Source organism: Salirhabdus euzebyi (genome assembly GCF_014207435.1).
GTDB lineage: Bacteria > Bacillota > Bacilli > Bacillales > Alkalibacillaceae > Salirhabdus > Salirhabdus euzebyi.
Genome location: NZ_JACHGH010000002.1, coordinates 73,363 through 99,399, shown reverse-complemented (window position 1 = coordinate 99,399; position 26,037 = coordinate 73,363). Strand labels below are relative to the sequence as shown.

Genomic DNA, 26,037 nt, shown 5'->3' with positions numbered 1-26,037 from the left:
AACACCTCACTTTTATTAAGAAATAGATATACGAACCTTGGAGCCAGCACTAGATGTCTCAATATTTAACTTTGCTCTTATTTCTTCCTTTAGTTTTGGTACGTGCGAAATGACCCCAAGCATTCTATTACCTTTTTGCAAATCACTTAGGCAATGTAATGCTTGTTCTAAAGATACTTCATCTAATGTTCCAAAACCTTCGTCAATAAATAATGTATCTAATTCTACTCCACCTGAGTGGGCTTGTACGACATCAGCCATTCCTAAAGCTAAGCTTAAAGCTGCCTTAAAGCCTTCCCCCCCAGAAAGTGTCTTAACAGAACGTTGTTGGCCGGTGTAAAAGTCAATTACTTCTAAATCTAATCCACTTTGGGCGCCTCGTTTAGCAATTTGATCACTTCTTACTAATTGATATCGGTGATCGGTCATCTGATCCAACCTTATATTAGCTTGGAACAATATTTCATCTAAAAACGAAGAAAGGACATATCTTTCAAAAGATAAACGTAACTGGTTGTCGCCCCTTGCTAGTTTCGCAAGTTCTCCAATATCAAAGTAGCTCTGTTCTAATACTTTCTTTTCATCCATAATTACGTCTAAACGCCCAGCTATTGTTTCATGGCGATCAATTTTTATTTGTTTTTGCTGAATAGCTTTTGCATCCGCACTTAATTGTTCGTTTCTTTGCTTAATTTCTTCTTCTATATTTTTCACTTCTGGACGCTCTTTTGACTGTAGTTCTTTAGTCAAAAATTCATATCTGCTTTTCGTTACATGAAGATGCTCTTCAAACGTTTTAACTGATTGTTCTAACTCAGATTGTAGCTGCTCTTCCATTTTTGATTGCTCATATTCCGCAACAGACGAAAAACCTTTTGCCTCAACTTCCCTATTAAATTCTTTCTTTACTTGATTAAGTATTTCCTCTGCTTTGATTAATTGTTCCTTAATCGACTGAACTTCTACCTGCAAGCTGTTCTTTTGATCCTTTGCTTTCTCAAATTGTTGCTGTAGATTATTCCAATTCTCTATTTTGTCTCTGTATTCCTTTTCTTTTTCAGTAATTTTTTCGGCAAAAACATGTACATCAATTGATGGATCTTGTATTTCTCCACCCATTTGTTCCAATTGAGACTGTACTTTAATAAGCTTTTCATTTAAGGATTGCAGTTCTGTATACTTTTCTTGTACCTGCTTACGTAGTTCCACAACATGCTGTTTCCACGTTTTCTGATCCTCTTGTTTTTTTCTTAATTGTTTTAGCTGGTCCTCCATTTGTTGCTTCATTTTTGAAATGCTTTCATATTCTTGTTTCCATTCAGACATTTTCAACTCAATATTATCTGCATGTAAAGAGGTATTGGTTAGGTCCGTTAATTCCTCTTCTAAATGTTTAACTGTTTTTCCTTGAGAACGTCCGTCTGAAGTAATATCGACATATTGTTTTTGTAATTCCTCGGCATTTTTTTCATAAGCTTCTACATGTTGTCTTTTTTCCTCTAATTGTTTGTCCGTGACTGTTTCACGGCCGAATTGAGCTTTATACGGATGATGGGAAGAGCCGCAAACGGGACACGCATCCCCCTCTATTAATGTTTTCGCTAAAACAGCTGCTTGTTCATGACGCTGAGATTGTTCTAACTGCTGTAATTCTAATTTTTGTGCCTTTTCAGCCTCTAATGCTGTATCATACTTTTCTTTAATTTGTTTAAAAAGCTGTCTGAATCGGACTAACTTAGTATTTTCTTGCTTAAGTTGCGCGCCCTTTTTCAACAGTTGTTCAAATTCCTTTTCTCTTGCAGAAAGCTCATAAAATTGCTCGGTTATTTGCTGTATTCCCTCGGTTTCTTTCTCCATTTTTTCTAATTGTTGTTCTGTTTCTTGACCCTTTTGTTCTAACTGTTTCAAGGAAGTAACCTGTTCGTTATGAGAAGTAGCGAGCACATTCTCTTGCCTCTTTAACTCAACATATATCTTTAATTTTTCATGTTCTTCTTTCATTTTACGAACGGACTCTTTCAGTGACTCTCGTTCTTGTTCTTCTTCTTTTGCTGTATGAAATTTCTTTTCTACTTCCTCAAAATAAACGAGAACTTTTTGTAAATTTTCTTCCTTATCCTTGCCTGCCTGTTGTAACCCATTAAATTCTTGTTTTCTTTGATTTACTTGGATTTCATACCCTTCGACGCGATCGGCATCCTTTGCTTTTTGTAGCTTCTTCTTATCTATATTTATTTCCTCTTGCTTAGTTGCTAATTGCTCCAATTTCTCTTTCAATTGATCGTGTTCACTAAATTGGTTTTGCAGTTCTTTTGCTAAATAGTATTGGTCTTGCAATTTATTTAGCGCCTGTTTTTTAACATGATGAGCATCTTCTTGTTTCTTCATTTCCTCTATTTCGCGAGTTATATAAAGCTGTAAATCTTTTCTTGCTTGTTTCGTATCAGCCACTTCTATATCGTAGTCTTCTGGCCATTGAATAGCCTTTATTTCTTGCTCTTCTTGATTTGTTAATCGCTCCAATTGCTGTTGAAGTTTTTTACTTTCGTCAGCTAACTGCTTGGTAACTCTTTCATAAAAATAGGTGCGGAAAATCTTTTGTAAAATTTCTTCTCTTTCCTTACTATTTTCCGAAATTAATCGTCTAAACTCTCCTTGGGGAATCATGACCATTTTCCGAAACTGCTCATAGTCTAACTGAAGCATATCCTCAATGGCTTCATTAACTTCTTTCACTTTAGCGTATAATAAATGTTTTTCCCCATGTATAATTTCATATAACTCTGCTTGAGGTGGCTGTTCTGTATAGCCATCTCCGCGTGCTTTTCTTTTTTCTTGTTTTGGGCTTCGAACAATTTCAAATACTTTTTGATGAAGAGAAAATTGAAAGGAAACTTCTGTATGATCATCCACACTAGCAAAATGACTTCTTAACGTGTCGTGGTCGCGGTCATCACCACTAGCTTTACCATAAAGAGCAAAGCACATCGCATCAAAAATGGTTGTCTTCCCTGCACCAGTTGGACCTGTAATAAGAAACAAACTCTCATCACCAAGCTGTGTGAAGTCAATTGTCTGTTTTTCCTTATACGGTCCAAATGCAGACATTGTTAATGTAATTGCGCGCATGGTTATTGCCTCCTTTCCTCTTCCATCAAATGCTGAATCAATTTGCTCATGATGCTTTTTCTATTATCCGGAATTGCCTCACCTTTCATATTTTCATAGAAGGAATAAAACAAATCTGCATGGGACATTTGCTGTCTTTCCTTTACTTTTTGTAAGTCGGCTAGATGCTCAATACCTCTCATTTTCCGTTCTAACTTCAATATATTTGGGTATCTTTTTCGGAGCTTTCCGATGGGATCCATTATTTCTCCGTCATCTAATAGACGTATATGAACATAATCATCCATCACATCCTCTATGTTTAATAAGTCTTCCATATAGCCTTCTAATAGCAACATATCTCTTCTAAGGTGTAACGGATGCTGTTCAATGCTTTGAACCCCACTTTCATCTAACTCAATAATCGTAAAGGATTTCTTATGATTTACTTCTGAAAAAGAATATTTAAAAAGAGACCCAGCATAACGAATATGTTCATATTTTACTTTTTGAGGCTGGTGTAGATGCCCTAGAGCTGTATACGTAAAAGGACGGAAAAGCTCCGCCTCCACATAAGGTGTCCCTCCTATCATCGTTAACCGATCTTCCGAATCTGATTCCATTCCACCTGCTAAAAAAGCATGTCCAATGACAATATGTCGATCTTTTTCTACATCATAATTTGATCGGATGTGGTTGACGACTTCTTCCATTGCTTCGTGGTGGGTATGAATAGTATCATTTTCAAACACGACTCTTGCCTCTGCAGGTTCCATATAAGGAATAAGATGAAAGTAGACTGGACCATGTTCATCTTCCATGACGACGGGCTGCATGTCTTTTTCTACTCTTGTATGGATGTGTAATTGTGCTTTGCTTAACATCTGAGTTCCAAAATTAAGCCTTTCCGCACTATCGTGATTTCCCGTGATAGCTACGATTGGAATTTTCAATTCAAAGACAATAGTTGTTAACGTGCGATTCAACAGTTCAACCGCTTCTTTTGGCGGTATTGCCCTGTCATATAAGTCTCCTGCAATAATAATAACGTCTGGTTTTACCTTTTTCATATCTTCTATAAATTGTGCCAATATATGCTCTTGATCTTCTGTCATATAAACATTATGAACGATTTTCCCTAAGTGCCAATCTGCTGTGTGTACAATTTTCATCTCAAATACACTCCATTATTTTTGGTCTTAATCTTATCTTATCATGAATTAACTAAGTGGGGATATTGGAAAAGAATATCTTGCTGGGGAATAGAAAGGATGGTTTACATGGCTTGTTTCTTTCTCACTTCCATCGCTAGAATTCGATTTTTATAAAAACTACGAAAACTTCTGCGTAAATAACAATAACCGAAATACTTCTCCTTATTTTCTCCCTGAATTTTCACTAATCGTTGCGAGAGTTTCCCGTTAGCACTCATATAAATAATTTCCACTAATCGCTCGGCTTTAAATTTGTTTTGAGTCATTTATAAAACCTCCTTCTTTCTTCTATTATAACCGAACATTTGTTCCTTATCCACTTTAAATAGAATGTGTGTTCGTATATAATGTTCTTGGAGGTGATCGTATGTTAAAGGATCGGGGAAATATTAAATGGACATCCCTTATGCTCCCAGAGCACGTAGTGGAATTAAAAAAAATGTGGGAACAAGCAAATGAAAGACCAATTCCTCTTTTAGATGAACAAGAGCTAGAGGAAATGAATGTAAAGCTTCAAGAGGCATACTCAAAAAAAATCCCTGTCCAGTTGACCGTGCACAAAAAAGGGACACAGGAGACAGTTAACGGAATCATCACAAAAATAGATTCTTTCCAACAGACACTACTGCTGGAAACAGATAGCGAAAAAAAGGAAATCGTCCCTTTTCCATCCATTATTTATGTTAAGTAAAATTCACTTCTAGCAATGCAATAAAAAACGACGCCGCTGGCGTCGTTTCCAATTTTTTATTCTAACACTTCTGCTTCATAAACTTCCCATAATTCATCAAATACTTGCAAAGCAGACGAAAACGGAATATTCCACTCTAAGTACCGACTTATTTCATCGTGTGATGTGGAATGCTTCGGAAAATCATGATCTTGAAAAATCCAATCTGCAAGCTGTCTTTCTAATGCGTTTTTTTTCATCCCTCTATATTTCATCATAAAGTGGTAAAACGAGCGCAATGTTTACTCCCCCTATTTACATAAATAAACAAGCTTCAAATAGAAAGAAAACCTGGCATATACCAAGTTTTCTACTAATATTGCTATTTATTCTACAGGAACTTGTTCGTTTTCTGCAACCTTACGTCGATAAACTACTCCAGACATGATAATAGCAATTTCATATAACACGATTAGTGGAGCTGCTACAAGAAGTTGTAAAAGAAAATCTGGTGGAGATAACATCGTACCTAAAATTATTAAAACGAAATAAGCATATTTCCGAACCTTTCTCATTTTATGTGGATCAATAATCCCTAAGCTCGTTAAGAACATCGCAATTAATGGCACCTCAAAAAATAAGGCAAATGGTAGTGTGGTTGAAAGAACAAATCGGAAATATTTGCCGGCTGTGAACATGTTAGCAAACATGTCTTCCCCTAAGGAAATCAAAAAGCTAAAAATAAACTCTTGGATGACGAAATACCCAAAACTTAATCCCCCGATAAACAGGAGAAAAACGGCTGGGATATACATAAGCGTTACATTTCTTTCTTTTTTCGTTAAGCCCGGGCGCACGAAAAGCCAAGCTTGAAAACAGAAAAAAGGTATTGTTGCAGTAATACCTATTACACTAGCAATCATTATGTAAATCCACATAATTTCACCAGGACTTAAAACAACCAATTGAAAATCTAGATTTCTTGTGAAGAAAGAGTAAATTTCTTTTACGAAAACAAAACCGCCTATAAAAAAGAGGAGAAATATAAATAAAGTCCACAACAGGCGCTTACGTAATTCGCCAATATGTTCGGTTAATTCCATTTCTTGACCAACATAGGACTGATCTTCCTGTGACATTCGTTACACCTCCACACCCAAACTTACATTAGCTTGGAAGAAAAGAAGATGTAAGGGAATTCCTTACACCTTCGACATCATCTCATTTGTCATCAATTTTTTTTCGGTCTTTATCTGAATCATCGTCAGACATAAGTCCACTAGCAGCTCGTTTAAACTCTTTTAAAGACGAACCTACCGCTTTACCTATTTCCGGAAGCTTGGATGGCCCAAAAATAACAAGCGCCACAATTAAAATTAATATTAAACCTGGGATTCCGATGTTTCCCATTTATAATCACCCCTCAAGAGGCTAGGAATTTTTTTGATCATTTGATACGATATCTTTTACTTCTTTAACCTCATCGGTTACATCACCCGTTAGTTCACGAGTAGACTTTTTGAATTCTTTTAACGTTTCACCAGTAGCACGTCCTAATTCTGGCAATTTTTTAGGACCGAAAATAACTAGTGCAATTACAAGGATTAAAATTAATCCAGGAATTCCGATTTGCATCATTGCAATCACCTTCCAACAAGCTTTATTTAAAAACGGCTAAACAAAACAATAACCTTAGTCCATCAACAGTTTAAATGATACAACAAATAAGTCCTTCTAATGTACTCCATCATTTTCTCTTATTTTACTTCCGTTTGCAAACATTTATTTGAACGTTTGAAAAAAATTCACATTTTCCTAAGGTACGTACAAAAATAGTAGTCATAAGGATTTTTCTCATCCTTTATTCCTTTTTCTTTACGAACTAATTCCCAGTCTTTCATCGAAAACGGAGGAAAATACGTATCGCCGTCAAATGCCTCATCTATTTCAGTCAAATACATTTTATTAGCAAAATGTATCGCATCCTTAATAAGTTGGGCACCACCAATTACAAATATCTCTTCATCCGGATTTTTCTCATTCCATTCCAAAACAGGATCCCAGGAATGAATAACTTTACATCCTTCAGCCTGAAAGTTTTGATTCGTGGTTAAGACAACATTATTCCTTTTCGGTAAGGGCCTCCCAATCGATTCATATGTTTTTCTACCCATAACTATAGTATGGTGTAAAGTCGTTTCCTTAAAAAACTTCAAATCATTTGGCAAATGCCATGGGAGGTCATTATCTTTTCCAATCACGTAGTTTCTATCCATTGCTACTAATAATGAAATCATTGCTTGTCACCTTCTTTTTCTATACTGCTACTGGAGCTTTAATAGTAGGATGTGGATCATAGCCTTCCACCATAATATCCTCTACCTCAAAATCAAATATAGATGTTACTGCTGAATTCAGCTTTAAAATCGGTAAGGGTTTTGGTTCCCTTTGTAATTGTGTGTTCACTTGTTCAAGATGATTTACATAAATATGCGCATCGCCAATAGTATGGACAAAGTCCCCTACTTCTAAGTTACATTCATGTGCGATTAAGTGAGTAAGCAGCGCATAGCTTGCTATATTAAAAGGAATGCCTAAAAATATATCGCCACTGCGTTGATAAAGTTGACAGGATAACTTTCCTTCTGAAACATAAAATTGAAATAATGTATGACATGGTGGTAATGCCATAGATGGAATATCTTCTGGATTCCATGCACTCACTATTAATCTTCTAGATGAAGGATTTGTTTTTATTTGTTCAATCACATCTTGAATTTGGTCAATTGTCCCGCCAGTAGTTGTTTTCCAATCTCGCCACTGTTTCCCGTAAACATCCCCCAATTCACCATATGTAGCTGCAAAAGCGTCATCATGTAAAATTCGATTTTTAAAAATACTCATTTGCTCATCATAAAGGTTTTTAAAAGCTTCATCTTCTAAAGCTCTTAAACCGAAATTCGTCATATCTGGGCCATCATAACCAGGACTCTCGATCCATTTTTTAAACGCCCACTCATTCCAAATATTGTTGTTATGTTTTAGTAAATATTTTATATTCGTATCACCTTTTAGGAACCAAAGTAATTCACTAGCAATAAGGCGGAACGGTACCTTTTTTGTTGTTACTAAAGGAAATCCTTTTGAAAGATCAAAACGCATTTGACAGCCAAATATACCAATCGTACCGGTACCAGTACGATCCTCTCTCTTTATGCCCTGTTCTAAAATCCGTTCACATAAGTCTAAATATTGTTTCATTAGAAGTCCTCCATATTCCCCGTTTTTTCTATATCATCCTTTTAAAATAAATCGTGTTAATGAGTAACTCGTCGTTGTAACATGCGTTTTCTTTACAATATTGTAACATGTTTGTTTCATTGAACATAATTTAATTCGGCCATCATATAATTGGTTACAGCTAAAAACAAAAAGGTGGTGTTTTCATGCCAGGTTTAAATCAGCACCCTATTCTATTTGGTACACTTGCAGGAAGTTTAGCTTTATCACAGCCTTTTTCAGCATATTTAGATGTTGACGTGCAAAAACAAAACGAAATATTAACGGATTCAGAAACGTTGACCTTTGGTATGCACAATGAAGCTGTCAGTGTGTTACAAAAGAAAATGAAAACTTTGGAGCTCTTCAAAGGCGAAGTTGACGGTGATTTTGGTGTGATTACAGAACATTATGTAAAAAAATTCCAATTAAAATATAACCTCAATCAAACAGGTAGAGCGAATAAAGAAACAATATATAAATTAATTGAGGTTGAACAACAACATTATTTAGAACCGCTCCAATCCATTCAAGAAGAAAAAATAGATATCGGTATGTATAGTGAAGATGTAAAAAGCATTCAAAAAGCTTTACACTATTTTGGTTATTACGACGGTGGTATTGATGGTATCTATGGTCCCATGACAAAAACAGCCGCAAAAAGGTTTCAGGAAGATCATAAAATCCCAGTTAAAACGGAACTAGACAAACAATTTGTGGAACATCTTCAAGCTACTAGAACCGCTCAACAAAACGCTGTCGTTCATACCGTTCAGCACACACCGAAAAAACAAACAGTAAAAAGCAGTGTTCCAGTTGAATCTGGTAGTCTCATTAGCATAGCTAAATCGTACTTGGGCACTCCTTATGTTTGGGGCGGTGAATCCCCAAGCGGTTTTGATTGTAGTGGTTTCTTACAGTATGTTTTTAAGAAAAAAGGCTATCACTTACCAAGAACAGTTACAGATTTGTGGAATGCAACAGTGTCGGTAAACAGTCCTAGTGTGGGTGATATCGTGTTTTTTGAAACATATAAACCTGGTCCATCTCATGCTGGTATATACTTAGGAAATGGTAGCTTTATTCATGCTGGAAATAGTGGTGTCACCATTAGTCACATGAGCACATCTTATTGGGATCAGCGCTATCTCGGTGCAAAACGTGTTGCTCAATAAGTTCGATTTGTGGGGATGATTAATAGTCGTCCCCTTTCCATTCTTTAAAGAAAGCATCTAAAAATTGTTTCATAAATGCATGCCTTTCCTCTGCTATATTTTTCGCTGTTTCCGTGTTTATTAAATCCTTTAATTTAAAAAGCTTTTCATAGAAATGTTGAACAGATGTTGTATTTTTGTCTCGATATCCCTTGGTCTCATCTAATAAGGGACGAGTTGGATCATGCATCAGCCTTTCTTTGTTTCCTCCGTAAGCAAAGGTTCTCGCAATTCCAATAGCTCCAAGTGCATCTAATCGATCAGCATCCTGAACTACTTTACCCTCAATTGTTTGAGGTATTGTATGATTTCCTTTAAAGGACACGTCTTTTAAAGCATTCCAAATAGGTGATATTTCGTCTTCGGTTAGTCCCAAAGCTTGCAAAAAACGGATTACTTCTTCTGTTGCTTTTTCTACATCGTCGACTAGTTTCTCATCCGGAATATCGTGTAAATAGGCAGCCATCTGACACGTGAAGATATTTGCCCCTTCTTTTTCTGCGATTTTTTCTGCTAAAGTGACCACTCGTTGGATATGCCAAAAGTCATGTCCGGACCCATCTTTTTCAAATTTATTTTTTACCCATTCTTCAGTCTTCTGTATCATTTGTTGCTTATTCATCTATATCTCTCCTTCAAATAAGTCCATTTGTCTTGGGTTCAAATCAACGTACTCAATTCCTAACAGGTTAATAAGTTGCTTCGCATTATCTGCAGCATCCCCACCGGAATTATTGTTAAACAGAATAGTTATATCCTTTGTATTTTGTTGTAGGGTCTGAATCCATTTCACCCACTCCAATAATTCTTTTTGATTATAGCGATATAAAAAACGAACTTCTCGCCAGTTATCTCTCCCATTTTTATTCCAACCATGAACATTTCTACCGTGAAATCGAATCAACGTTTTTTCATGTGTTGGCTCTAAAATAGTAGGAACAGATCCTTCACCTGCTTGTGGTTCATCACATATAGAATGAATCCATTTTTCCTCCTTCATAAAGGCAATTGTCTTTTCTTTATACTTTGGTTGAAACCAGGAGCGATTTCGAAACTCTAACGCTAAAGGATAAGAAGATAAATAATCTCTTATGACTCTTAATCGATGGATATTTTCTTTGTCGACTTTAAACCATGGCGGAAATTGAAATAGAATGGCATTCAACTTCTTAGCCTCCATTACGGGGGAAATAGATTGTATGTAAGCATCTAATAATGACTTCATTTGATCATCGCGTAAATCTTTTCGATCGTGTCCTGTTAAACCTTGAAAAGCCTTAATAACAAATGAAAAACTGTCAGGTGTTTGCTTCATCCACTTTCTATAATTTTTTTCAGGCTGAATCGCATAAAAAGCTGAATCCACTTCTACGACAGGGAAATGGGAAGCATAGGCAGTAAGCTTTTCTGACGATGATACTGGATCAGTATATAAAGAAGGATGATCACCCCAGCCAGTTAATCCAATTTGGATAGTCACTATTTCTAACTCCTATCATTAAAATATGGCTCTTTTCAGTAAAGAGTTTTGTTTTTACTTCGTATTTGATGGAAAATGCGACGTAACTTGATGTGTGCAAATCCAACCGCTACGGAAATACACTACGCGCACCTTAGGGCTCGCGCTGTCCCGTAGGAATCTACGTGTATACCCTTCGCTCAGCATGTGCTTATCTTTAATCTACTGATAAATTGGGAAAAAGAAAGTAAAATATATTCGTAGTAATAAGGAAAAATTTTCTGATCATGCCTAGATCATAACACTAATCTTTAAATAGAAAATCAATCTTAGCGTACGCAGACTCCTACGGGATAGCACGTGTCTGAAGACCCCGAAGCGGTCATATAGCACTGACCAAATTACAAAGTTACTTTTGTAGTTAAAGTATATTGTGTAAAACAGGATTCTAATTAAAAAACAGCTTGAAGAATTCCTACTTATCTTACTAAAAAAACTTCTATTATGAAATAGGGCTTTTCGAAGTTTTTTTCCAATCCCTTTTATTGACTGAATTATTAGTTTTCGATATAATTTTAAGTAACAAATAGGATGTAAGGATTCATAAAAGACAGGTAACTTCTATAGAAGTAAATGGATTTTGTGTCCTTAACTTCTATAGGAGTTACCTTTTTTATTGATTAAAATCACCATCTTGTTTGTGAAATAAACACATTTTTTTGTGAGTGATTTTAGGAGGATTTTATTCATGCAAAACGGTGTAGTAAAATGGTTTAATGCAGAAAAAGGCTATGGTTTTATTCAAGTAGAAGGAGCAGATGACGTTTTCGTTCATTATTCTGCTATTCAAGAAGAAGGCTTCAAAACGCTTGAAGAAGGGCAAAACGTACAATTTGAAATCGTTGAGGGAGATCGTGGACCTCAAGCAGCTAACGTAACGAAACTATAATAGACGACGCATATAAATAACGGTAACCGCCGAAAGGCAGTTACCGTTATTACTGTTTTATGGTTCAATAGGGTTTGTTGGGTTCGTGATCCAGTCACTCCAGCTACCTACATAAAGCTTCACATTGGAATAACCCGCTTCCCATAGTCCAAGGACATTCGGTGTAGCTGTTACACCCGAGCCACAATATACTATTAGCTCTTCGTATGGTTTTAAACTCGAAAAGTGCTTCTCTAGTTCTTCTTTCTGTTTCCAATTTCCATTCTCATGAAAAAGACCCATCCAATCAAAATTTTTTGCCCCTGGAATATGTCCTGCCTTTTTATCAATTGGTTCGAAGCGGCCCATGTAACGTTCATAAGACCTAGAATCAATCATTGCTACATTACTATCATATTTTTTCTTATTTATTCCATCTTGATCAATGACAAGATGCTGTTGGATAGTAGGTTGGAACGTCCCACTCGTATTGTGTCTTATTTCTTTCTCAACTGGAAATCCGTTCTGCACCCATTGATCGTAGCCACCATTTAATATGAAAGTTTTCGTATGACCAAGGTACTTCATTAGCCAACAAAAACGAGAAGCAAAAGGATGACCATTGTCATAAGCAATAATAGTGGAATTATTGTTAATTCCCGCTTGTTTCACTTTCTCCATAAAAGAGCCTAGCTTTGGTAATGGATGGCGTCCCCCAGTTGTTTCTACTGTTCCACTTAAATCTTTTTCTAAATCAAAATAGATTGCTCCAGGTATGTGATTGTCTTGATACTGTTTTTGTCCTTCATTAGGATCTTTTAAGTTAAAACGACAATCAACAAACACGATGTTATCCTTGCCTAGCATATTGTAGGCCCATGAAGCCTCTTTGATCATTTCTCTTTCCCCCTTACTACTCCTCATTAACTTCTTTTAAAACTTTATTCTCTAATGGTATACGATAACACATTAAAATTACATGTAAAATAGGAAAAAGAATAGCAGCAATATAAGCTTTAAATAATAAGGGAATAACTATAAACTCTAGTCCAACAACCAAATAATTAGGATGATTAATGAATTTATATGGCCCTTTCTTTACCAGTTCTGCTCCTGGTAAAATAATAATTCTCGTATTCCAAAACCTACCGAGAGAGAATAAGCACCAAAGTCTAAAAAGTTGCAATAACACAAATGAAATAATGAGCATTTCCCCGATATTCGCCGTTAAACTATGTGATAAATAGGCTTCTATCATGACCCATAGTAAAAAAGAGACATGTGTCACGACTATCCACTTATAGTGTCCTTCTTTAACTACATTTGCTCCTTTACCTCTCATCCAATTCTCATTGCTTTTCGCAACAATAAGCTCTACTATCCTTTGTATGATAATGACAATCCATATCCAAAAATAGATCATGCTATACCCCACTCTATTATCATCATTTCAGAACTAAATCCAGGACCTAAGGCTGTTAAGAGACTTCGTGTTCCTATCTTTGGCATTGACTCCATCGCCTCTTTTAAAACATATAGGACTGTTGGTGATGACATGTTTCCATGTTTCTTTAATACATCATAAGAAAAGCGTAAGGCTTCCCGAGAACACGGTAACGTTTCTTCTATAGCCTCTAACACTTTTAATCCTCCTGGATGTGCAGTAAGAAAAGCAAAATTTTCCTTATCCTCTTCCTGTTGTTCCAAAAAGTCTGTTACATGCTCTTTCCAAAAATAGTTAACTAGACTTGGTATACTTTTAGCAAAAATAACATGAAATCCTGTGTTTTTAACATCCCAGCCCATCACATTTAAAGAATCTTTTTTCATTTTTGAACTAGTGCCTTTAATTTTTACAGGAGACTTCACTCTCCTCAAATATGGACTTTCGTCTCCTACTAATAAACAGGCTGATACGCCGTCCCCAAAAAGCGCCGATCCGATGAAATTGCTTTTTCTGTTATCATCTTTTTGGAATGCTAGACTGCAAAGCTCTGCATTAACTAAAACAGCCGTTTTTTTAGGATTTGCCTTCAACCACTCATATGCACGAGCTAATCCAGAAGCGCCCCCAGCACAGCCTAACCCCCATATCGGAATACGAGTGATATCATCCCGAAAAGGTAATTCATTTATACATCTAGCATCTATGGTGGGTGTAGCAATTCCAGAGCTAGAAACAAATAAAAAACAGTCTATTTGCTCTATAAGCATTTCCTCTGATAATAGTACATTGTTTTGTACACAGTCTCTAATTGCTGCCACACTATGTTGAGTTGCTTCTTCTATGTAAAGGTTATTTCGTTCCTCAAAAGAATGTGTTTGTTCAAACCATTCTACTGGAACGACAAATTGGCGTTCTTCTATAAACGCATTATCAAAAACGGGTAGCAGTCGCTCCAATTCTCTTTCTGCTCTAGGAAAAATTTCTTTAATTAACGTTTTCGCTTTAGTTTGAGAAATTTTATATGGCGGGCTACTAACACCGACAGACGCTATGTATGGCATCATCTCATCCTTTTTTACTGTTAGTTTTACCCTTTTAAAGTAAACCTATTCTATCAACTAAAACCCATAAATAGTCATTCCACCGTCAACAAAAATTGTCTGTCCAGTAATATAATCACTAGCTTCAGTTGCTAAAAACACTGCTGTACCTGCTAGCTCTTTTAGTTCTCCTATTCTTTTTAAAGGAGTTCGGTCAACAATGTCCTGAACGTATTGCTCATTTTGAAGTAATTTTTCCGTTAAAGAAGTCGGAAAATACCAAGGTCCAATCGCATTGACCCGGATCCCATATTTACCCCACTCTAACGATAAAGTTTTTGTCATTTGAATAAGGGCTGCTTTTGTCATTGCATATACGACCCCCGTGCGTAAAGCGACATGACCTGCAACAGAAGAAATATTAATAATTTTCCCATACTCCTGTTCTTTCATTTTTTTTGCAGCATATTGAGAAAAAAAGAAGGCACTCTTCATATTTGTATTAATAATTTGATCCCATTCTTCTTCCGTTACTTTTTCTGCTTCACTACGAATATTCATCCCAGCATTGTTAACCCAGACATCAATAGATCGATCCCCTATAACATCGTCTACCCTTTTTATTATTTCTTTATATTGTTGTACATCACCAATAATTGTTTGAACATTCGTACCTCGCATTTCCAAATCTGTTTTCAGTTGATCAAGGTCAGATTTTGTTCTTGATATAAGAATTACATTTGCTCCTGCTTCTGCATACGAAATTGAAATTGCTCTCCCAATTCCTTTAGTTGCTCCTGTAATAACAGCCGTTTTTCCTTCCAAATGAAAGGATGGTAAATAGGTTTCCATCATTGTTCCCCTTTCTATAAATGTGTCAAAACTTCAGAATTTTTTTATTTTTGTAACATTTTAACAAATTATTTACAATTTGTTGACCTCAGTATACACTACTAACTGTATTTATAATAAGGGGGAAAATAAAAAATGAAAAAACTATTAATGCTATTAGCACTTGCTCTAGTATTTGTGTTTGCTGGTTGTTCACAATCTGAAGATGATAACACGTCTGGAGATGCAAATGCTGGTGAAACTAGCGGTGAAGACAAAAACACAGATGCTGAAGGTGAAGACGCAGCTGCAGATGAAAACGCAACAAAAGCTGCTCTACTTAACAACCAACTTTCTTTAACTAACACAATTAAAGGGAACCACCAAGCAATCGCTTCTTACGTTGCAGAACTTGCTAACCCAGAAGCTAAGCCAGAAGATTTAGAGACTTTAAAAGCAGATGCTTTAACTGCAGCTGAAGAAGCTGTAACTGCAGTAGATTCATTTACTCTTGAAGGTGAAGTTTCTGAAGAAGCAAAAGCTTCTTTCGAAGAAGCATTAGCTGATCTTAAAGCTTCTTATGAAGCATATGTAACAGCTCTTTCTGCAGATGAAACAGATTTCGCTGCTGCTGAAGAACTTTTCACTTCATTTGAAGCAAAACTAGGTACTCTTTATGAAGGTCTTGGACTTCTTGCACCTAGCATTGCTACAGAATTAAGCTAATAAATAAACAGATATAAATAAACCTACCAAATCGGTAGGTTTATTTTTTATCCATGAGGCTGCTCATATTTTTTATTTCATTTGCAGTGTAGACGCCTACTCCTTGTTTGTCTATTTGGGATAAGTAGAACATTGCTCTCGCAACCGTTTCGGCATTTATAGCCAACCGGCTTTTCCATGACTCTTTGAGAAGAAAGGATATTGCTGTAAAAATTTTGCTTGCTATAGCTTCTCCTAATCTAAATTCCTTTCTCTCCCCTAGTAAAAGGGATGGTCTCATAATCGAAATAGAACGAAAAGAAATGGCTGTTAGCTTATTCTCAAGTATTCCTTTCATTTTTGGATACCATAAAATAGAATTAGCATTTGCATTCATAGAGCTTATAATTGAAAAATGTTGGACGTTATTTTTTTTAGCTAACTCCGCAATCGCTAAAGGATATTCGACGTCCACTTTATACATCGCCTCTTTAGACTTTGCTTTTTTTATGGTGGTTCCTAAGCAACAAAATACATCATCAACGGAAAAGTATTCTTCTACATCCTCTAGCTTATCAAAATTACAAACCACCTCTGTTAACTTAGCATGTTCGATACCACTGGGTGACCTTACTAAGCTATAAACCTTTTTATACTCCTGTCCCTGTAAGAGTTCGTGAAGAAGTTTATTCCCAACCAACCCACTTGCTCCTGCAATAAGTGCTGTTTTTCCGTGCGTCATTAACTCCCCTCCATTTCATTCTTATTAACCTGACACAGTTACACTCTAACTTATATAGATACCAAGTAGATATGAAAAATTACTCTCCCACTTTTAGTTTCGAAAGACTGTTTCTGGAAAATTAGTTGGATAGTTTATTTAAACTACGACATAACTATAGCTTTGCATTTTGATGAGTGTATACGACCGCTTCGGCAGAATACTTCGCTTTCCACGGGCACGGCCTCAGCCTCCTCGCGGAAGACCACCGCTGCGGGGTCTTCAGACACGTGCTATCCCGTAGGAGTCTGCGTAATCTGCCTACGCTAAGATTGACTTTCTAATTCAAGGATAGTGGTAATATAGGCATGTTAGATAATTCTTCCCTATCTATATGACTATATTTTTAACTTTCTTTTTCCTAATTCATCCGTACATTAAAAATAAGCACATGCTTAGCGAAGGAAATACACGTAGACTCCTGCGGGACAGCGAAGACGTTGAGACCCCACAGCGAGCGTTCTGTGCGAGTGAGGAGGCTCAGCGCGAGCCCTAAGGTGCGCGTAGTGTATTTCCGTAGCGGTTGGATTTGCACACATCTAGTTACGTCGCATTTTCCATCAACTGTGTACAAATAGCAGCGATGTTTCAAAAATTCATAGAAGTTTTGACATATAATACTCGTCAACATATGTTCCATCTATCATAAGCGAGTTTCTTTTCGTACCTTCTATTTCAAATCCACTTTTCTTATATAAAGCAACGCCTGCTTCATTTTGTTTTACGACAGTCAATTCTAGTCTCGTAATTGCCTGTTTTCTTGCCCAATTTTCTGCTTGTTGGAATAGTCTTGTTCCTATACCAACACCCCTAAATTCTTCTAAAATACCGATAACTAAATAAGCAGAGTGTTTTGTTTTTGTTACACGTCCTCCTATGACTATTAAGTACCCTACTAATAGATTTTCTTGTTCTGCAACAAATATAGTGGAGTTCCTTTGTTGTTGGATAAGTTCTATTTGTTTTTGTTGTTGTTCAGGAGTAGTTCTTCTTTCTCCAGCTTCCATTAGCATAAAATTGGTTTCGGATTCAACTTGTTTTACAAGCCCGCTAAAATTTTCTGCATCTTCAACCTTTATTTCCCTAATCTGCACGCTAATTCCCCAAAAAGGTTATTCAATTGCGTGGGGCAAACAATATGACCGATACTCCAACCAAACATATGGTTGCCCCTATCCAATCATATAAATCAGGTGTCTTCCTATCAATCCCCCAACCCCATAAGATAGATAGAACTATAAAGACCCCTCCATATGCAGCATAAACTCTACCAAACGAAGGAAAGGTTTGAAAAGTAGCGATAACCCCATATAATGCTAATGCTATTCCGCCACTTATTCCCCAATAAAACGGTTTACCTTCTCTTAACCACAGCCATATAAGATAGCCTCCTCCAATTTCTGCGAGGCCTGCCACTATAAATAACACAATTGCATAAGTCATTTCATACACACCTTTTTTTCACTTATACCTAAAGCCGTTATATTAGTTCATTAGCGATAACTAAACAAAGTTATTTTATCATATTTGTTACAAAATTTATGGAAAATCGCGTCTAGACACGATTATTGACTTTCTTTTTGAACAAAATTAGTCCATAAAATGAACAAATTGTGAATCATGGTCCCAGCATCTATTCAAAATGTCAGTCTAATTTGTAGTATAGATATGTAATCACAAATTGGAAAGGAATGGGGGATGTCACATGTCCAACACAAAACCTGTTAAGGAGACGGATACAAACTTAAGAGGAATAGCTACGGACAAGGAAAGCTCTTCTCACGAACCGAACCTTAAAGGAACATTTATAGCCGTAATGGGGATTGGGGTTATTATCGTTGTTTCTTGGTTTGGGGTTTGGAGTTTATTTTTAAGTCGTTAAACATTTAATGTTGGTTAGGGGGACTATGCATGCATTTGCATAAGTATGAAAAAATTTGGATCGCTTTTGGTACTGGATCACTGCTCGTGTTTTTAACGATATTAGGTATAGGGGCTTTTTATCAAGGTACTCAACCACCAAGTTGTTTAGTAACACTTGATCCAGCAAACGTTCAAGCGCATGAATCATTTAAAGAAGAAAATTTAGGTTTACATCAAGTTGGGGAAAACGAATATGTTGTCAATGTGTTAGCTACTGCTTTTAATTATGATTTAGGAAAAGACGCTGAAGGAAATACTGTAAGAAAGATCCGCATTCCTGCAGGCTCAAAAGTTACATTTCAAGCAACTACATCTGATGTTGTTCACGGATTTCAATTAGCTGGAACAAACGTAAATATGATGTTAGAGCCTGGCTATATTAGTGATTACGTTACAACATTAAATACACCAGGAGAATACACATTGCTTTGTAATGAATACTGTGGATTGGGTCATCATCTTATGATGGCGGTTGTGGAGGTGTATTAAAATGATTAAAAAATTAGATATATCTAAACCTGAAGCACGATTAATTATGTCTTTCATGTATGTTGCTTTTGCTTCCCTATTAATTGGTGGCTTAATGGGATTGCTACAAACATTAGTACGCTCTGGTACATTCAAACTACCATTTGGAATTGGCTATTATCAAATACTTACTGTTCATGGGGTAATTTTAGGGTTAGTTTTAACAACATTCTTTATCATCGGTTTTCAATATGCTCTAATGAGTAAAAGTGTAGGCATGTCTAATGGACAAAGAAAGCTTGCATGGGTTGGTTACTGGATCATGATGATTGGCACTGTCTTAGCAGCTACGATGATTTTATTAGGTAAAGCGAATGTTCTATATACATTCTACGCACCTTTACAAGCACATCCACTTTACTATATAGGGCTTGCTCTTTTTGTTGTCGGAACTTGGATAGCATGTTTTGTTAACTTCCATCAGCTTGCAAAATGGAAAAAACAAAATCCTGGTGAAAAATCTCCACTTATGGCATTTATGGTTGTTATCAATATGTTAATTTGGTTTATTAGTACACTTGGTGTAGCAACTACTGTGTTATTCCAATTCATTCCTTGGTCACTGGGGATGGTTGATGAAATTAACGTTCTAGTCAGTCGTACACTATTCTGGTATTTTGGTCACCCACTAGTTTATTTCTGGTTACTACCAGCTTATATGGCATGGTATACAATCATCCCGAAAATTATTGGTGGCAAAATATTTAGTGATGCTTTAGCAAGACTTTCATTCTTATTGTTTTTGCTTTTCTCGATACCAGTTGGATTCCATCATCAGTTAACTGAACCTGGTATTGATCCATTTTGGAAATACATTCAAGTAGTATTAACATTTGCGGTTGCTATTCCTTCGTTATTAACAGCATTCTCTATGTTCGCTACGTTCGAAATGGCTGGCCGTGCAAAAGGTTACTCTGGTTTATTCGGTTGGTTTAAAGCTTTACCTTGGAAAGACGTTCGTTTCCTTGCACCGTTTATAGGTATGGCAGCTTTCATCCCTGGTGGTGCAGGTGGACTGATTAACGCTTCTAACCAATTAAATGGTGTAATCCATAACACCATATGGGTTACAGGTCACTTCCATTTAACCGTTGCAACAACAGTAATGTTAACATTCTTCGGTATTTCCTATTGGCTAATACCGCACTTAACAGGCAAAAAATTAACGCCTCAACTTAACCGTTTAGGTATTATTCAAACGATTATATGGACTGTTGGTATGACAATTATGTCTGGGGCCATGCATATTGCAGGACTTTTAGGCGCACCACGTCGTTCGGACTATTCGGTTTATGGCGGAACAGAACAAGCACAAGAGTGGATAGGTTATCAAATAGCACAAGCAATTGGAGGAACAATATTATTTATCGGTATTCTACTTATGTTCTACATCTTCATTAAATTAGCATTTAATAGTAGTCCAGAAGGTGTTGAAGAATTCCCAGTTGCTGAATACGGTGACCATGATGGAGCAACTCCGAAAGTTTTCGAAAATTGGAGACTATGGATTGGCATTGCTGTGGTTCTAATCTTATTTGCATATACTATTCCATTAATTGATATTATTCAGAACTCTCCTCCAGGCTCACCAGGATTTAAGTGGCCTATCGGAAATAGTTAAAAACGAAGAAAAACACCTGTTATTTAAAAAATATTTTACTTAAAAAAGCTAACGGCGAAATCGAAATGAAATTCGATTTTCCTACCGTTAGCTTTTTTGGTAAATGCTATGCTTTTTTCGGAAAGAGAGTGTAACTAAAACTAATGAAAAAATCTATTACCAAAACCATTGACCATACTTTTAGCGTACGAAGTAATGCTTCTGTCTGTATGTCATTGTTGATATAAAGAATGATACCTATTAATATTCCTCCGCCTATCAACCAAGATAACAAATGACGATACCAACCAGCACGCTCTTCTTTGGCATGTTCTTTGCCATGTTTTTTTATTTTAGCTGGTTTTTTACCATTTAAAAATCTATGTACGAATTGCTCGTCAGCCCATTTAATCATACGATGTCCAAAAGCTACACTAACACCTATGTAGATTGCTGCAATTCCATGAACAATACTGGCAGTTGCTCCATTTTTCAAATCAATGAATGTAGCAATGAGCAATACAATATCTACAATCGGTGTACAAATAAGTAAAATGGCACTTATCCTTTTTTGATTGAAAACATATCTAGCAACTAATCCCGATAATACCAACACCCAAAAACCAACCTCGCAAGCAATAATTAACCAACCAATCAAAGTAAATCCCCCTATAAAATAACTTTCCATAAATGATAATGTAATCCTTCTCTATGATTTTCTATAGTTATAGATAGAAAATATAAGGGAGTTACTCTTCTCTCCTATAGTCCCTACGTGGAAGCAGTTGGAATAATCAACTATCCTAATACAACTGTTCCATCAAATAATGTTTATGCTTTAAAGACTACTAAGCTAATCTAGTTAAACATTCCAGTTTTTCTTTGCAACAATGCTCATACTTAAAGGAATCCTTATTTCTTTATTATTCAAGTGTTCAAATAGAGCTGACATATCATGCGGATATTCATCTAATTTTTCAATTTTGAACCCGTTCTTAATCATGCCGTTTATAATTTGTGATAGAGTTGGATCAAAATTATAAATTGGAGCCCCTTGATATTTCTCATTTTCTATGTAATCTAATCCATCATTATATATTCTAGGCTCATCAATAAAATAAGAAAGCTTTAATTCAAAAGGATTTTGTTTATCTTCATTATCTAGCATCAGTGAGAAAGGATGCACCTCATAAATAATCACTATCCCATCTTTTCTTAACAGTCTCGCAACCACTTGAAAAAAATCGTCCATACTAGGAAACCACATTAAACTTCCAACGGATATGTAAACTAAATCGAAACTCGAAAAAAATTGTTCAGGTATATCATAAATATCGGTTTGCACGAACTCACAATCTACCCCAGAAAACTGAGAAAGTTCCCGTGCTGATTTTATCGCCTCATCAGCTATATCAAAACCTGTTACAGAATTTGCTCCCATGTTTTTTAAAGAAATCGTTTCTTCCCCGTCATTACAACAGACCTGCGCAACATCTTTACCTACAATCCCTACTGCATTCAAAGTTTGTGTTATTGTTTTATCCAACTTGGAATAGCCTTTTTGTTTAAATTTTTCCAATTTACCTTGCTCCACTTTGGATTTTTGATGCTTTGCATTTACTTCATTCCAAGCCTTTCGATTTGCTTCTGTATATTGTTTTCTATCCATTATACCCCTCCTAAAAGTAAGCTGTATATAAAAGCTAAATTAAGCATTATTTGCGTTTTTCATTTTAACACATTTTCCCAAATGTTATTTAGGCATTCCTTTTAAAATAGAAAAAAATAAGGGTACAAATCATATAAAGATTTGTATCCTTATTTCGTGTGAGAATTATTGGTTTACCACTTATAAATTTCTTTATATTTGTTCTCTAAATAATTAACTAAGTAATCAGCGTTTAACCCTTCACCAGTCACATCATTTAAGATTTCCAACGGCTTTTTCAACTTACCGTATTGATGTACGTGTTTAGTTAACCATTCTTTCACTTTGTTTAGCTCTCCGTTTTCAATTAATTCGTTTACGTTTAATTCTTTGTTCATCGCATGATAAAGTTGAGCCCCGTACATGTATCCTAGCGCATAGGAAGGGAAATAACCAAACGCTCCTCCTGACCAGTGTACATCCTGAAGTACGCCTTCACGATCATTGGTAGGACGAATGCCTAAGTACTCTTCCATCTTATCGTTCCATAAACGTGGTAAATCTTTCACTTCAATTTCTTTATTGATTAATCCTTTTTCTAACTCATAACGAACCATTACATGTAGTGGATACGTCATTTCATCTGCCTCAACACGGATAAATGACGGCTTCACTTCATTGATAGCACGATAAAACTCTTCATTGGATAAAGATGATATAGATTCTGGTGCGTATTTTTTCAATGTATTGAAATAACGATTCCAGAATGCTTTACTGCGAGATATATATGTCTCCCAGAAAAGAGATTGGGACTCATGAATACCGTTAGAAGTTCCAGTTGCTAAAGGCGTTCCAACTAAATCCTCACTAATATTTTGCTCGTAAAGGGCATGTCCACCTTCGTGGATGGTACCGAAAATTGCCATACGGAAATCATTTTCATCATAACGAGTTGTTACGCGAACATCGTTTGGATTTAACGATATCATAAATGGATGAACTGTTTCGTCTAAGCGACCTGATTGGAAGTCATAGCCCATTTCCTCTAGAATTTCCAAGCTAAAAGCTTCTTGTTTCTCTTTCGGGAAAGGTACTAAAATACTGGACGTATCAGGCTTATGATTAGATTGTTGTACTTTTTCAATCAAGGGTGTAAGCGAGTCTCTAAGGGCTGGAAATACTTGATCTAAAACCTCCACTGTCACACCCGGCTCATACATATCAAGAAGTGCATCGTAAATATTTTTTTCATAGCCCCAATAGTTAGCAAATTTAATATTATAATCCACTAGTTTTTCTAAATATGGTTGAAACATAGCAAAATCTGATTTTTCACGTGCTTCCTCCCATACGGATTCAGCTTCCGCTTGAAGCATTACATATGCCTTGTATTCATCATCAGGTATTTTTGCGTTTCGCTCATAATCTTTTTCACATTCAAGTACCGATTTATGTATGATTTCATCCTCTGTATTACCTTTTAGTTCCGAAATAAATTGTTTCATTTTATCGGAAGTAGACATTTGATGAATTTTTTGAGAAAGGACACCTATAGTATTCGAACGCAGCTTAACAGACTTCTTCGGTGCCTTTGTCCGTAAATCCCAAGCCATTAAACTGATTGCTTCACCATAAGATTCCATTTCCGCTAAATAATCTAAAAATTCCTGCTCTGTTTTCGTGTAATTTTTAGTCAATTGCTTCACTCCCTTTTTCCTATATGCGTATCTATTTTACCTTAAATTAGTTTAAAAAGAAAAACATGTTTCACTTTTCAAAAAATAAAAGATTTCAATTGAACTATTTCTGTTAATTATCTACAAAATGGTATGATAAAGAGTAGGGTATCGTTTTATAATAAGAATCAGATAAATGAGGAGGATTTAAATGGCTAAAATAGACAAGCTATTAACCAAGGCACAGGAATATTTAGATCCAAATGAAGAGGTTCAAGAATGCGTTTTAGGTGCATATGAAACCGAGATATTAGGGAACGACAGTGTAAGGAATGGCATTTTTATCGCAACCGACAAAAGAGTTGTGTTTTATGCTAAAAAATTAACTGGTTATGAATTAGAATCATTCCCCTTAGAAAATATCAGTTCATTTGAATCTGGGAAAGGAATGCTAGGTCATAAAATTTCTTTTTTTGCGTCCGGAAATAAAGTTAAAATGAAATGGATTCAAGGAGAAAACGTCCAGGATTTTATTTCTTACGTAAGGGATAATATGGGGAAAAGACAAAGCTCTTCAGCTCCGAGTGAAAGTAGTAATAGTGTTGACGAATTAAGACAACTTGCAGAATTACGAGATGCAGGCATAATAACAGAAGAAGAATTTACCCAAAAGAAAAAACAAGTACTAGGCATTTAAAATTAACTAAATAACGGGGTCCTAAACTATTTAGTTTGGGATCCCGTTTTTTCTATAGCTTTATTTTTCTCTCTTCCCAAAATACTGATAATAATCAGTTCGAATAAAGCCGTTGTAAAGCTTTCTCTTCTTTGTTGCCTTTTGACCGTATAGCTTTTCAAAATCTTGGTGTGATGTTAATATATACACGCTCCAACTTGGGTGATTCTTCATAATGTTACCAAGGTCGCGATACATTTTTTCCACGACATCTTTTTCCCCAATACGCTCTCCATATGGTGGGTTTCCTATTAGATAACCATTGGATTCCTTCGGGTTAAGATCACTTACTTGCATTTGCTTGAAGTTGATTAAGTCAGCAAACCCTGCTTCTAATGCATTCCCTTTCGCCATTTCAATCATTTTGTGGTCAATATCATATCCAAAAATATTAAGTTTTTGATCATAATTAGCTAGGTCTTCTGCTTCGGTTAATGCTTCATCCCAAATCTTTTGTGGAACAATATCCCACTCTTCTGCCGCAAATTCTCTATTAAAGCCTGGTGCAATATTTTGACCAATTAAAGCAGCTTCAATCGGAATGGTACCCGAACCTGTAAAAGGATCAACAAATGGTTCGTCTGGCCTCCAATTCGTTAGTTGAACGAGAGCAGCAGCTAGTGTTTCTTTTAGAGGGGCCTCATTTTGTTTAACACGATATCCCCTTTTATGTAGCCCCGTACCCGATGTATCCAGGGTTAATGTCACTTTGTCTTTTAATATAGCTACTTCTACTCGGTACAGAGCACCGTTTTCTGGTAGCCTATCTATAAGTCCATGCTTTTGTGTTAAACGATTAACAATCGCTTTCTTAACGATTGATTGACAGTCTGGCACAGAATAAAGGGTAGACTTTACAGATTTCCCAATTACGGGGACTTGTCCATTTTCCGGTATGTATTCTTCCCATGGTAATGCCTTCGTTTTTTCAAATAACTCATCAAATGTCTTTGCTTCAAATTCACCTACAAGAAGCTTAACTCTGTCAGCCGTGCGTAACCATAAATTGCTTTTAGCGATTCCGTATGCATCTGCATCGTACTCAATTCTGCCATTCTCTACTCTTACATTGTCAAAACCTAAATTTTTTACTTCATTCGCTACAATCGATTCTAAACCTGCAGCAGATGTTGCAATTAGTGTAAATTGATTTGCCATACTTGAGATCCTCCAACATTTTGTATTAAACATACCTTCTTCTATGTATAGTATACCCTTAAAACAAATGTAAAAAGCCTTTTCTAAACAAA

Annotated in this window: 30 protein-coding genes; 8 read left to right on the top strand and 22 right to left on the bottom strand. The window is 36.0% G+C overall.

Features of this window, described 5'->3' with window-relative positions; genetic code table 11:
* Positions 1-15: 15 nt before the first annotated feature.
* The 3 genes from HNQ94_RS03565 to HNQ94_RS03555 form a co-directional block, all read right to left on the bottom strand.
* Entirely contained in the window at positions 16-3,129 is a 3,114-nt protein-coding gene (locus HNQ94_RS03565) for an AAA family ATPase (protein ID WP_174495044.1), read from the bottom strand.
* A 2-nt stretch (positions 3,130-3,131) separates the two neighbouring features.
* A complete protein-coding gene (locus tag HNQ94_RS03560) occupies positions 3,132-4,280 on the bottom strand; it encodes an exonuclease SbcCD subunit D (protein WP_174495045.1) in 1,149 nt (382 codons plus the stop codon).
* Positions 4,281-4,384: 104 nt separating this feature from the next.
* Positions 4,385-4,588: a WYL domain-containing protein gene (locus tag HNQ94_RS03555; RefSeq protein WP_174495046.1), complete on the bottom strand. Its 204-nt coding sequence runs from the start codon at positions 4,586-4,588 to the stop codon at positions 4,385-4,387.
* Between the two features lie 101 nt (positions 4,589-4,689).
* On the opposite strand from HNQ94_RS03555, the gene HNQ94_RS03550 reads away from it, so the two are divergent.
* Complete coding sequence (locus HNQ94_RS03550; RefSeq protein ID WP_174495047.1) at positions 4,690-5,013, top strand: YolD-like family protein; 324 nt, start codon at positions 4,690-4,692, stop codon at positions 5,011-5,013.
* A gap of 56 nt (positions 5,014-5,069) precedes the next feature.
* Here the strand turns inward: HNQ94_RS03550 and HNQ94_RS03545 are convergent, their stop codons facing one another.
* The 6 genes from HNQ94_RS03545 to HNQ94_RS03520 all read right to left on the bottom strand — a co-directional run bounded on the left by HNQ94_RS03545 (position 5,070) and on the right by HNQ94_RS03520 (position 8,253).
* Positions 5,070-5,291, bottom strand: a complete 222-nt coding sequence (locus HNQ94_RS03545; RefSeq protein WP_174495048.1) for a YozE family protein — start codon at positions 5,289-5,291, stop codon at positions 5,070-5,072.
* An 87-nt stretch (positions 5,292-5,378) separates the two neighbouring features.
* A complete protein-coding gene (gene tatC, locus HNQ94_RS03540) occupies positions 5,379-6,131 on the bottom strand; it encodes a twin-arginine translocase subunit TatC (RefSeq protein ID WP_174495049.1) in 753 nt (250 codons plus the stop codon).
* Between the two features lie 82 nt (positions 6,132-6,213).
* The gene (locus HNQ94_RS03535; protein WP_174495050.1) at positions 6,214-6,402 is read right to left on the bottom strand and encodes a twin-arginine translocase TatA/TatE family subunit; all 189 of its coding nucleotides are present in this window, start codon (positions 6,400-6,402) and stop codon (positions 6,214-6,216) included.
* A gap of 21 nt (positions 6,403-6,423) precedes the next feature.
* Positions 6,424-6,630: a twin-arginine translocase TatA/TatE family subunit gene (locus tag HNQ94_RS03530; protein ID WP_282960544.1), complete on the bottom strand. Its 207-nt coding sequence runs from the start codon at positions 6,628-6,630 to the stop codon at positions 6,424-6,426.
* Between the two features lie 167 nt (positions 6,631-6,797).
* Positions 6,798-7,289, bottom strand: coding sequence for a dihydrofolate reductase (locus HNQ94_RS03525; protein ID WP_174495051.1), 492 nt, complete (start codon positions 7,287-7,289; stop codon positions 6,798-6,800).
* A 19-nt stretch (positions 7,290-7,308) separates the two neighbouring features.
* A complete protein-coding gene (locus tag HNQ94_RS03520; RefSeq protein ID WP_174495052.1) occupies positions 7,309-8,253 on the bottom strand; it encodes a thymidylate synthase in 945 nt (314 codons plus the stop codon).
* A 185-nt stretch (positions 8,254-8,438) separates the two neighbouring features.
* On the opposite strand from HNQ94_RS03520, the gene HNQ94_RS19715 reads away from it, so the two are divergent.
* The gene (locus HNQ94_RS19715; RefSeq protein WP_174495053.1) at positions 8,439-9,446 is read left to right on the top strand and encodes a C40 family peptidase; all 1,008 of its coding nucleotides are present in this window, start codon (positions 8,439-8,441) and stop codon (positions 9,444-9,446) included.
* Positions 9,447-9,465: 19 nt separating this feature from the next.
* Here HNQ94_RS19715 and HNQ94_RS03510 read toward each other — a convergent pair whose 3' ends face one another.
* Both HNQ94_RS03510 and HNQ94_RS03505 read right to left on the bottom strand, forming a co-directional pair.
* On the bottom strand, positions 9,466-10,107 hold the full coding sequence (locus tag HNQ94_RS03510) for an HD domain-containing protein (RefSeq protein WP_174495054.1): 642 nt from the start codon (positions 10,105-10,107) through the stop codon (positions 9,466-9,468).
* A complete protein-coding gene (locus HNQ94_RS03505; protein ID WP_174495055.1) occupies positions 10,108-10,965 on the bottom strand; it encodes a DUF72 domain-containing protein in 858 nt (285 codons plus the stop codon).
* Between the two features lie 727 nt (positions 10,966-11,692).
* Here HNQ94_RS03505 and HNQ94_RS03500 point away from each other — a divergent pair.
* The gene (locus tag HNQ94_RS03500; protein ID WP_174495056.1) at positions 11,693-11,893 is read left to right on the top strand and encodes a cold-shock protein; all 201 of its coding nucleotides are present in this window, start codon (positions 11,693-11,695) and stop codon (positions 11,891-11,893) included.
* Between the two features lie 57 nt (positions 11,894-11,950).
* Here the strand turns inward: HNQ94_RS03500 and HNQ94_RS03495 are convergent, their stop codons facing one another.
* The 4 genes from HNQ94_RS03495 to HNQ94_RS03480 are packed head-to-tail and all read right to left on the bottom strand — an operon-like array spanning position 11,951 to position 15,211.
* Positions 11,951-12,769, bottom strand: a complete 819-nt coding sequence (locus HNQ94_RS03495; protein ID WP_174495057.1) for a sulfurtransferase — start codon at positions 12,767-12,769, stop codon at positions 11,951-11,953.
* 16 nt (positions 12,770-12,785) lie between these two features.
* Positions 12,786-13,295: an isoprenylcysteine carboxyl methyltransferase family protein gene (locus HNQ94_RS03490; RefSeq protein ID WP_221452481.1), complete on the bottom strand. Its 510-nt coding sequence runs from the start codon at positions 13,293-13,295 to the stop codon at positions 12,786-12,788.
* The gene (locus HNQ94_RS03485; protein WP_174495058.1) at positions 13,292-14,380 is read right to left on the bottom strand and encodes a type III polyketide synthase; all 1,089 of its coding nucleotides are present in this window, start codon (positions 14,378-14,380) and stop codon (positions 13,292-13,294) included. The genes HNQ94_RS03490 and HNQ94_RS03485 overlap by 4 nt, the downstream gene beginning before the upstream one ends.
* Positions 14,381-14,437: 57 nt before the next feature.
* Positions 14,438-15,211 carry an SDR family NAD(P)-dependent oxidoreductase gene (locus HNQ94_RS03480; protein ID WP_174495059.1) on the bottom strand — a complete coding sequence of 258 codons (774 nt, stop codon included), beginning with the start codon at positions 15,209-15,211 and terminating at the stop codon, positions 14,438-14,440.
* Positions 15,212-15,346: 135 nt separating this feature from the next.
* On the opposite strand from HNQ94_RS03480, the gene HNQ94_RS03475 reads away from it, so the two are divergent.
* Entirely contained in the window at positions 15,347-15,916 is a 570-nt protein-coding gene (locus HNQ94_RS03475) for a hypothetical protein (protein WP_174495060.1), read from the top strand.
* Positions 15,917-15,956: 40 nt separating this feature from the next.
* Here the strand turns inward: HNQ94_RS03475 and HNQ94_RS03470 are convergent, their stop codons facing one another.
* The 3 genes from HNQ94_RS03470 to HNQ94_RS03460 form a co-directional block, all read right to left on the bottom strand.
* Complete coding sequence (locus HNQ94_RS03470) at positions 15,957-16,637, bottom strand: NAD(P)H-binding protein (RefSeq protein ID WP_174495061.1); 681 nt, start codon at positions 16,635-16,637, stop codon at positions 15,957-15,959.
* 635 nt (positions 16,638-17,272) lie between these two features.
* Positions 17,273-17,770: a GNAT family N-acetyltransferase gene (locus HNQ94_RS03465; RefSeq protein ID WP_174495062.1), complete on the bottom strand. Its 498-nt coding sequence runs from the start codon at positions 17,768-17,770 to the stop codon at positions 17,273-17,275.
* A 22-nt stretch (positions 17,771-17,792) separates the two neighbouring features.
* Positions 17,793-18,119: a YnfA family protein gene (locus HNQ94_RS03460; protein WP_174495063.1), complete on the bottom strand. Its 327-nt coding sequence runs from the start codon at positions 18,117-18,119 to the stop codon at positions 17,793-17,795.
* 262 nt (positions 18,120-18,381) lie between these two features.
* On the opposite strand from HNQ94_RS03460, the gene HNQ94_RS03455 reads away from it, so the two are divergent.
* From HNQ94_RS03455 to HNQ94_RS03445, 3 genes are read left to right on the top strand one after another with little or no spacing between them, the layout of a single operon-like run.
* On the top strand, positions 18,382-18,558 hold the full coding sequence (locus HNQ94_RS03455) for a cytochrome c oxidase subunit 2A (protein WP_221452480.1): 177 nt from the start codon (positions 18,382-18,384) through the stop codon (positions 18,556-18,558).
* Positions 18,559-18,587: 29 nt separating this feature from the next.
* Positions 18,588-19,088: a cytochrome c oxidase subunit II gene (locus HNQ94_RS03450; protein WP_174495064.1), complete on the top strand. Its 501-nt coding sequence runs from the start codon at positions 18,588-18,590 to the stop codon at positions 19,086-19,088.
* Position 19,089: 1 nt separating this feature from the next.
* Positions 19,090-20,748, top strand: coding sequence for a b(o/a)3-type cytochrome-c oxidase subunit 1 (locus tag HNQ94_RS03445; protein WP_174495065.1), 1,659 nt, complete (start codon positions 19,090-19,092; stop codon positions 20,746-20,748).
* A 106-nt stretch (positions 20,749-20,854) separates the two neighbouring features.
* Here HNQ94_RS03445 and HNQ94_RS03440 read toward each other — a convergent pair whose 3' ends face one another.
* From HNQ94_RS03440 to HNQ94_RS03430, 3 genes are all read right to left on the bottom strand, one after another.
* On the bottom strand, positions 20,855-21,385 hold the full coding sequence (locus HNQ94_RS03440) for a hypothetical protein (protein ID WP_174495066.1): 531 nt from the start codon (positions 21,383-21,385) through the stop codon (positions 20,855-20,857).
* A gap of 204 nt (positions 21,386-21,589) precedes the next feature.
* On the bottom strand, positions 21,590-22,396 hold the full coding sequence (locus HNQ94_RS03435; protein ID WP_174495067.1) for a class I SAM-dependent methyltransferase: 807 nt from the start codon (positions 22,394-22,396) through the stop codon (positions 21,590-21,592).
* 173 nt (positions 22,397-22,569) lie between these two features.
* The gene (locus HNQ94_RS03430) at positions 22,570-24,072 is read right to left on the bottom strand and encodes a carboxypeptidase M32 (protein ID WP_174495068.1); all 1,503 of its coding nucleotides are present in this window, start codon (positions 24,070-24,072) and stop codon (positions 22,570-22,572) included.
* Between the two features lie 190 nt (positions 24,073-24,262).
* Here HNQ94_RS03430 and HNQ94_RS03425 point away from each other — a divergent pair, with 190 nt between their 5' ends.
* Positions 24,263-24,748 (top strand): PH domain-containing protein, encoded by a 486-nt coding sequence (locus HNQ94_RS03425; RefSeq protein ID WP_174495069.1) that lies wholly within the window; start codon positions 24,263-24,265, stop codon positions 24,746-24,748.
* 60 nt (positions 24,749-24,808) lie between these two features.
* On the opposite strand, the gene HNQ94_RS03420 is transcribed toward HNQ94_RS03425, so the two are convergent.
* Positions 24,809-25,945: a THUMP domain-containing class I SAM-dependent RNA methyltransferase gene (locus tag HNQ94_RS03420; protein ID WP_174495070.1), complete on the bottom strand. Its 1,137-nt coding sequence runs from the start codon at positions 25,943-25,945 to the stop codon at positions 24,809-24,811.
* Positions 25,946-26,037 lie beyond the last annotated feature (92 nt).

What these genes read in the sequence shown, in the direction of transcription:
- HNQ94_RS03565 (WP_174495044.1), bottom strand. Translation starts at nt 3,129, where the DNA reads ATGCGCGCAATTACATTAACAATGTCTGCATTTGGACCGTATAAGGAA.
- HNQ94_RS03560 (WP_174495045.1), bottom strand. Translation starts at nt 4,280, where the DNA reads ATGAAAATTGTACACACAGCAGATTGGCACTTAGGGAAAATCGTTCAT.
- HNQ94_RS03555 (WP_174495046.1), bottom strand. Translation starts at nt 4,588, where the DNA reads ATGACTCAAAACAAATTTAAAGCCGAGCGATTAGTGGAAATTATTTAT.
- HNQ94_RS03550 (WP_174495047.1), top strand. Translation starts at nt 4,690, where the DNA reads ATGTTAAAGGATCGGGGAAATATTAAATGGACATCCCTTATGCTCCCA.
- tatC (WP_174495049.1), bottom strand. Translation starts at nt 6,131, where the DNA reads ATGTCACAGGAAGATCAGTCCTATGTTGGTCAAGAAATGGAATTAACC.
- HNQ94_RS03535 (WP_174495050.1), bottom strand. Translation starts at nt 6,402, where the DNA reads ATGGGAAACATCGGAATCCCAGGTTTAATATTAATTTTAATTGTGGCG.
- HNQ94_RS03530 (WP_282960544.1), bottom strand. Translation starts at nt 6,630, where the DNA reads ATGATGCAAATCGGAATTCCTGGATTAATTTTAATCCTTGTAATTGCA.
- HNQ94_RS03525 (WP_174495051.1), bottom strand. Translation starts at nt 7,289, where the DNA reads ATGATTTCATTATTAGTAGCAATGGATAGAAACTACGTGATTGGAAAA.
- HNQ94_RS03520 (WP_174495052.1), bottom strand. Translation starts at nt 8,253, where the DNA reads ATGAAACAATATTTAGACTTATGTGAACGGATTTTAGAACAGGGCATA.
- HNQ94_RS19715 (WP_174495053.1), top strand. Translation starts at nt 8,439, where the DNA reads ATGCCAGGTTTAAATCAGCACCCTATTCTATTTGGTACACTTGCAGGA.
- HNQ94_RS03510 (WP_174495054.1), bottom strand. Translation starts at nt 10,107, where the DNA reads ATGAATAAGCAACAAATGATACAGAAGACTGAAGAATGGGTAAAAAAT.
- HNQ94_RS03500 (WP_174495056.1), top strand. Translation starts at nt 11,693, where the DNA reads ATGCAAAACGGTGTAGTAAAATGGTTTAATGCAGAAAAAGGCTATGGT.
- HNQ94_RS03495 (WP_174495057.1), bottom strand. Translation starts at nt 12,769, where the DNA reads ATGATCAAAGAGGCTTCATGGGCCTACAATATGCTAGGCAAGGATAAC.
- HNQ94_RS03490 (WP_221452481.1), bottom strand. Translation starts at nt 13,295, where the DNA reads ATGATCTATTTTTGGATATGGATTGTCATTATCATACAAAGGATAGTA.
- HNQ94_RS03485 (WP_174495058.1), bottom strand. Translation starts at nt 14,380, where the DNA reads ATGCCATACATAGCGTCTGTCGGTGTTAGTAGCCCGCCATATAAAATT.
- HNQ94_RS03480 (WP_174495059.1), bottom strand. Translation starts at nt 15,211, where the DNA reads ATGGAAACCTATTTACCATCCTTTCATTTGGAAGGAAAAACGGCTGTT.
- HNQ94_RS03475 (WP_174495060.1), top strand. Translation starts at nt 15,347, where the DNA reads ATGAAAAAACTATTAATGCTATTAGCACTTGCTCTAGTATTTGTGTTT.
- HNQ94_RS03470 (WP_174495061.1), bottom strand. Translation starts at nt 16,637, where the DNA reads ATGACGCACGGAAAAACAGCACTTATTGCAGGAGCAAGTGGGTTGGTT.
- HNQ94_RS03460 (WP_174495063.1), bottom strand. Translation starts at nt 18,119, where the DNA reads ATGACTTATGCAATTGTGTTATTTATAGTGGCAGGCCTCGCAGAAATT.
- HNQ94_RS03455 (WP_221452480.1), top strand. Translation starts at nt 18,382, where the DNA reads ATGTCCAACACAAAACCTGTTAAGGAGACGGATACAAACTTAAGAGGA.
- HNQ94_RS03450 (WP_174495064.1), top strand. Translation starts at nt 18,588, where the DNA reads ATGCATTTGCATAAGTATGAAAAAATTTGGATCGCTTTTGGTACTGGA.
- HNQ94_RS03445 (WP_174495065.1), top strand. Translation starts at nt 19,090, where the DNA reads ATGATTAAAAAATTAGATATATCTAAACCTGAAGCACGATTAATTATG.
- HNQ94_RS03435 (WP_174495067.1), bottom strand. Translation starts at nt 22,396, where the DNA reads ATGGATAGAAAACAATATACAGAAGCAAATCGAAAGGCTTGGAATGAA.
- HNQ94_RS03425 (WP_174495069.1), top strand. Translation starts at nt 24,263, where the DNA reads ATGGCTAAAATAGACAAGCTATTAACCAAGGCACAGGAATATTTAGAT.
- HNQ94_RS03420 (WP_174495070.1), bottom strand. Translation starts at nt 25,945, where the DNA reads ATGGCAAATCAATTTACACTAATTGCAACATCTGCTGCAGGTTTAGAA.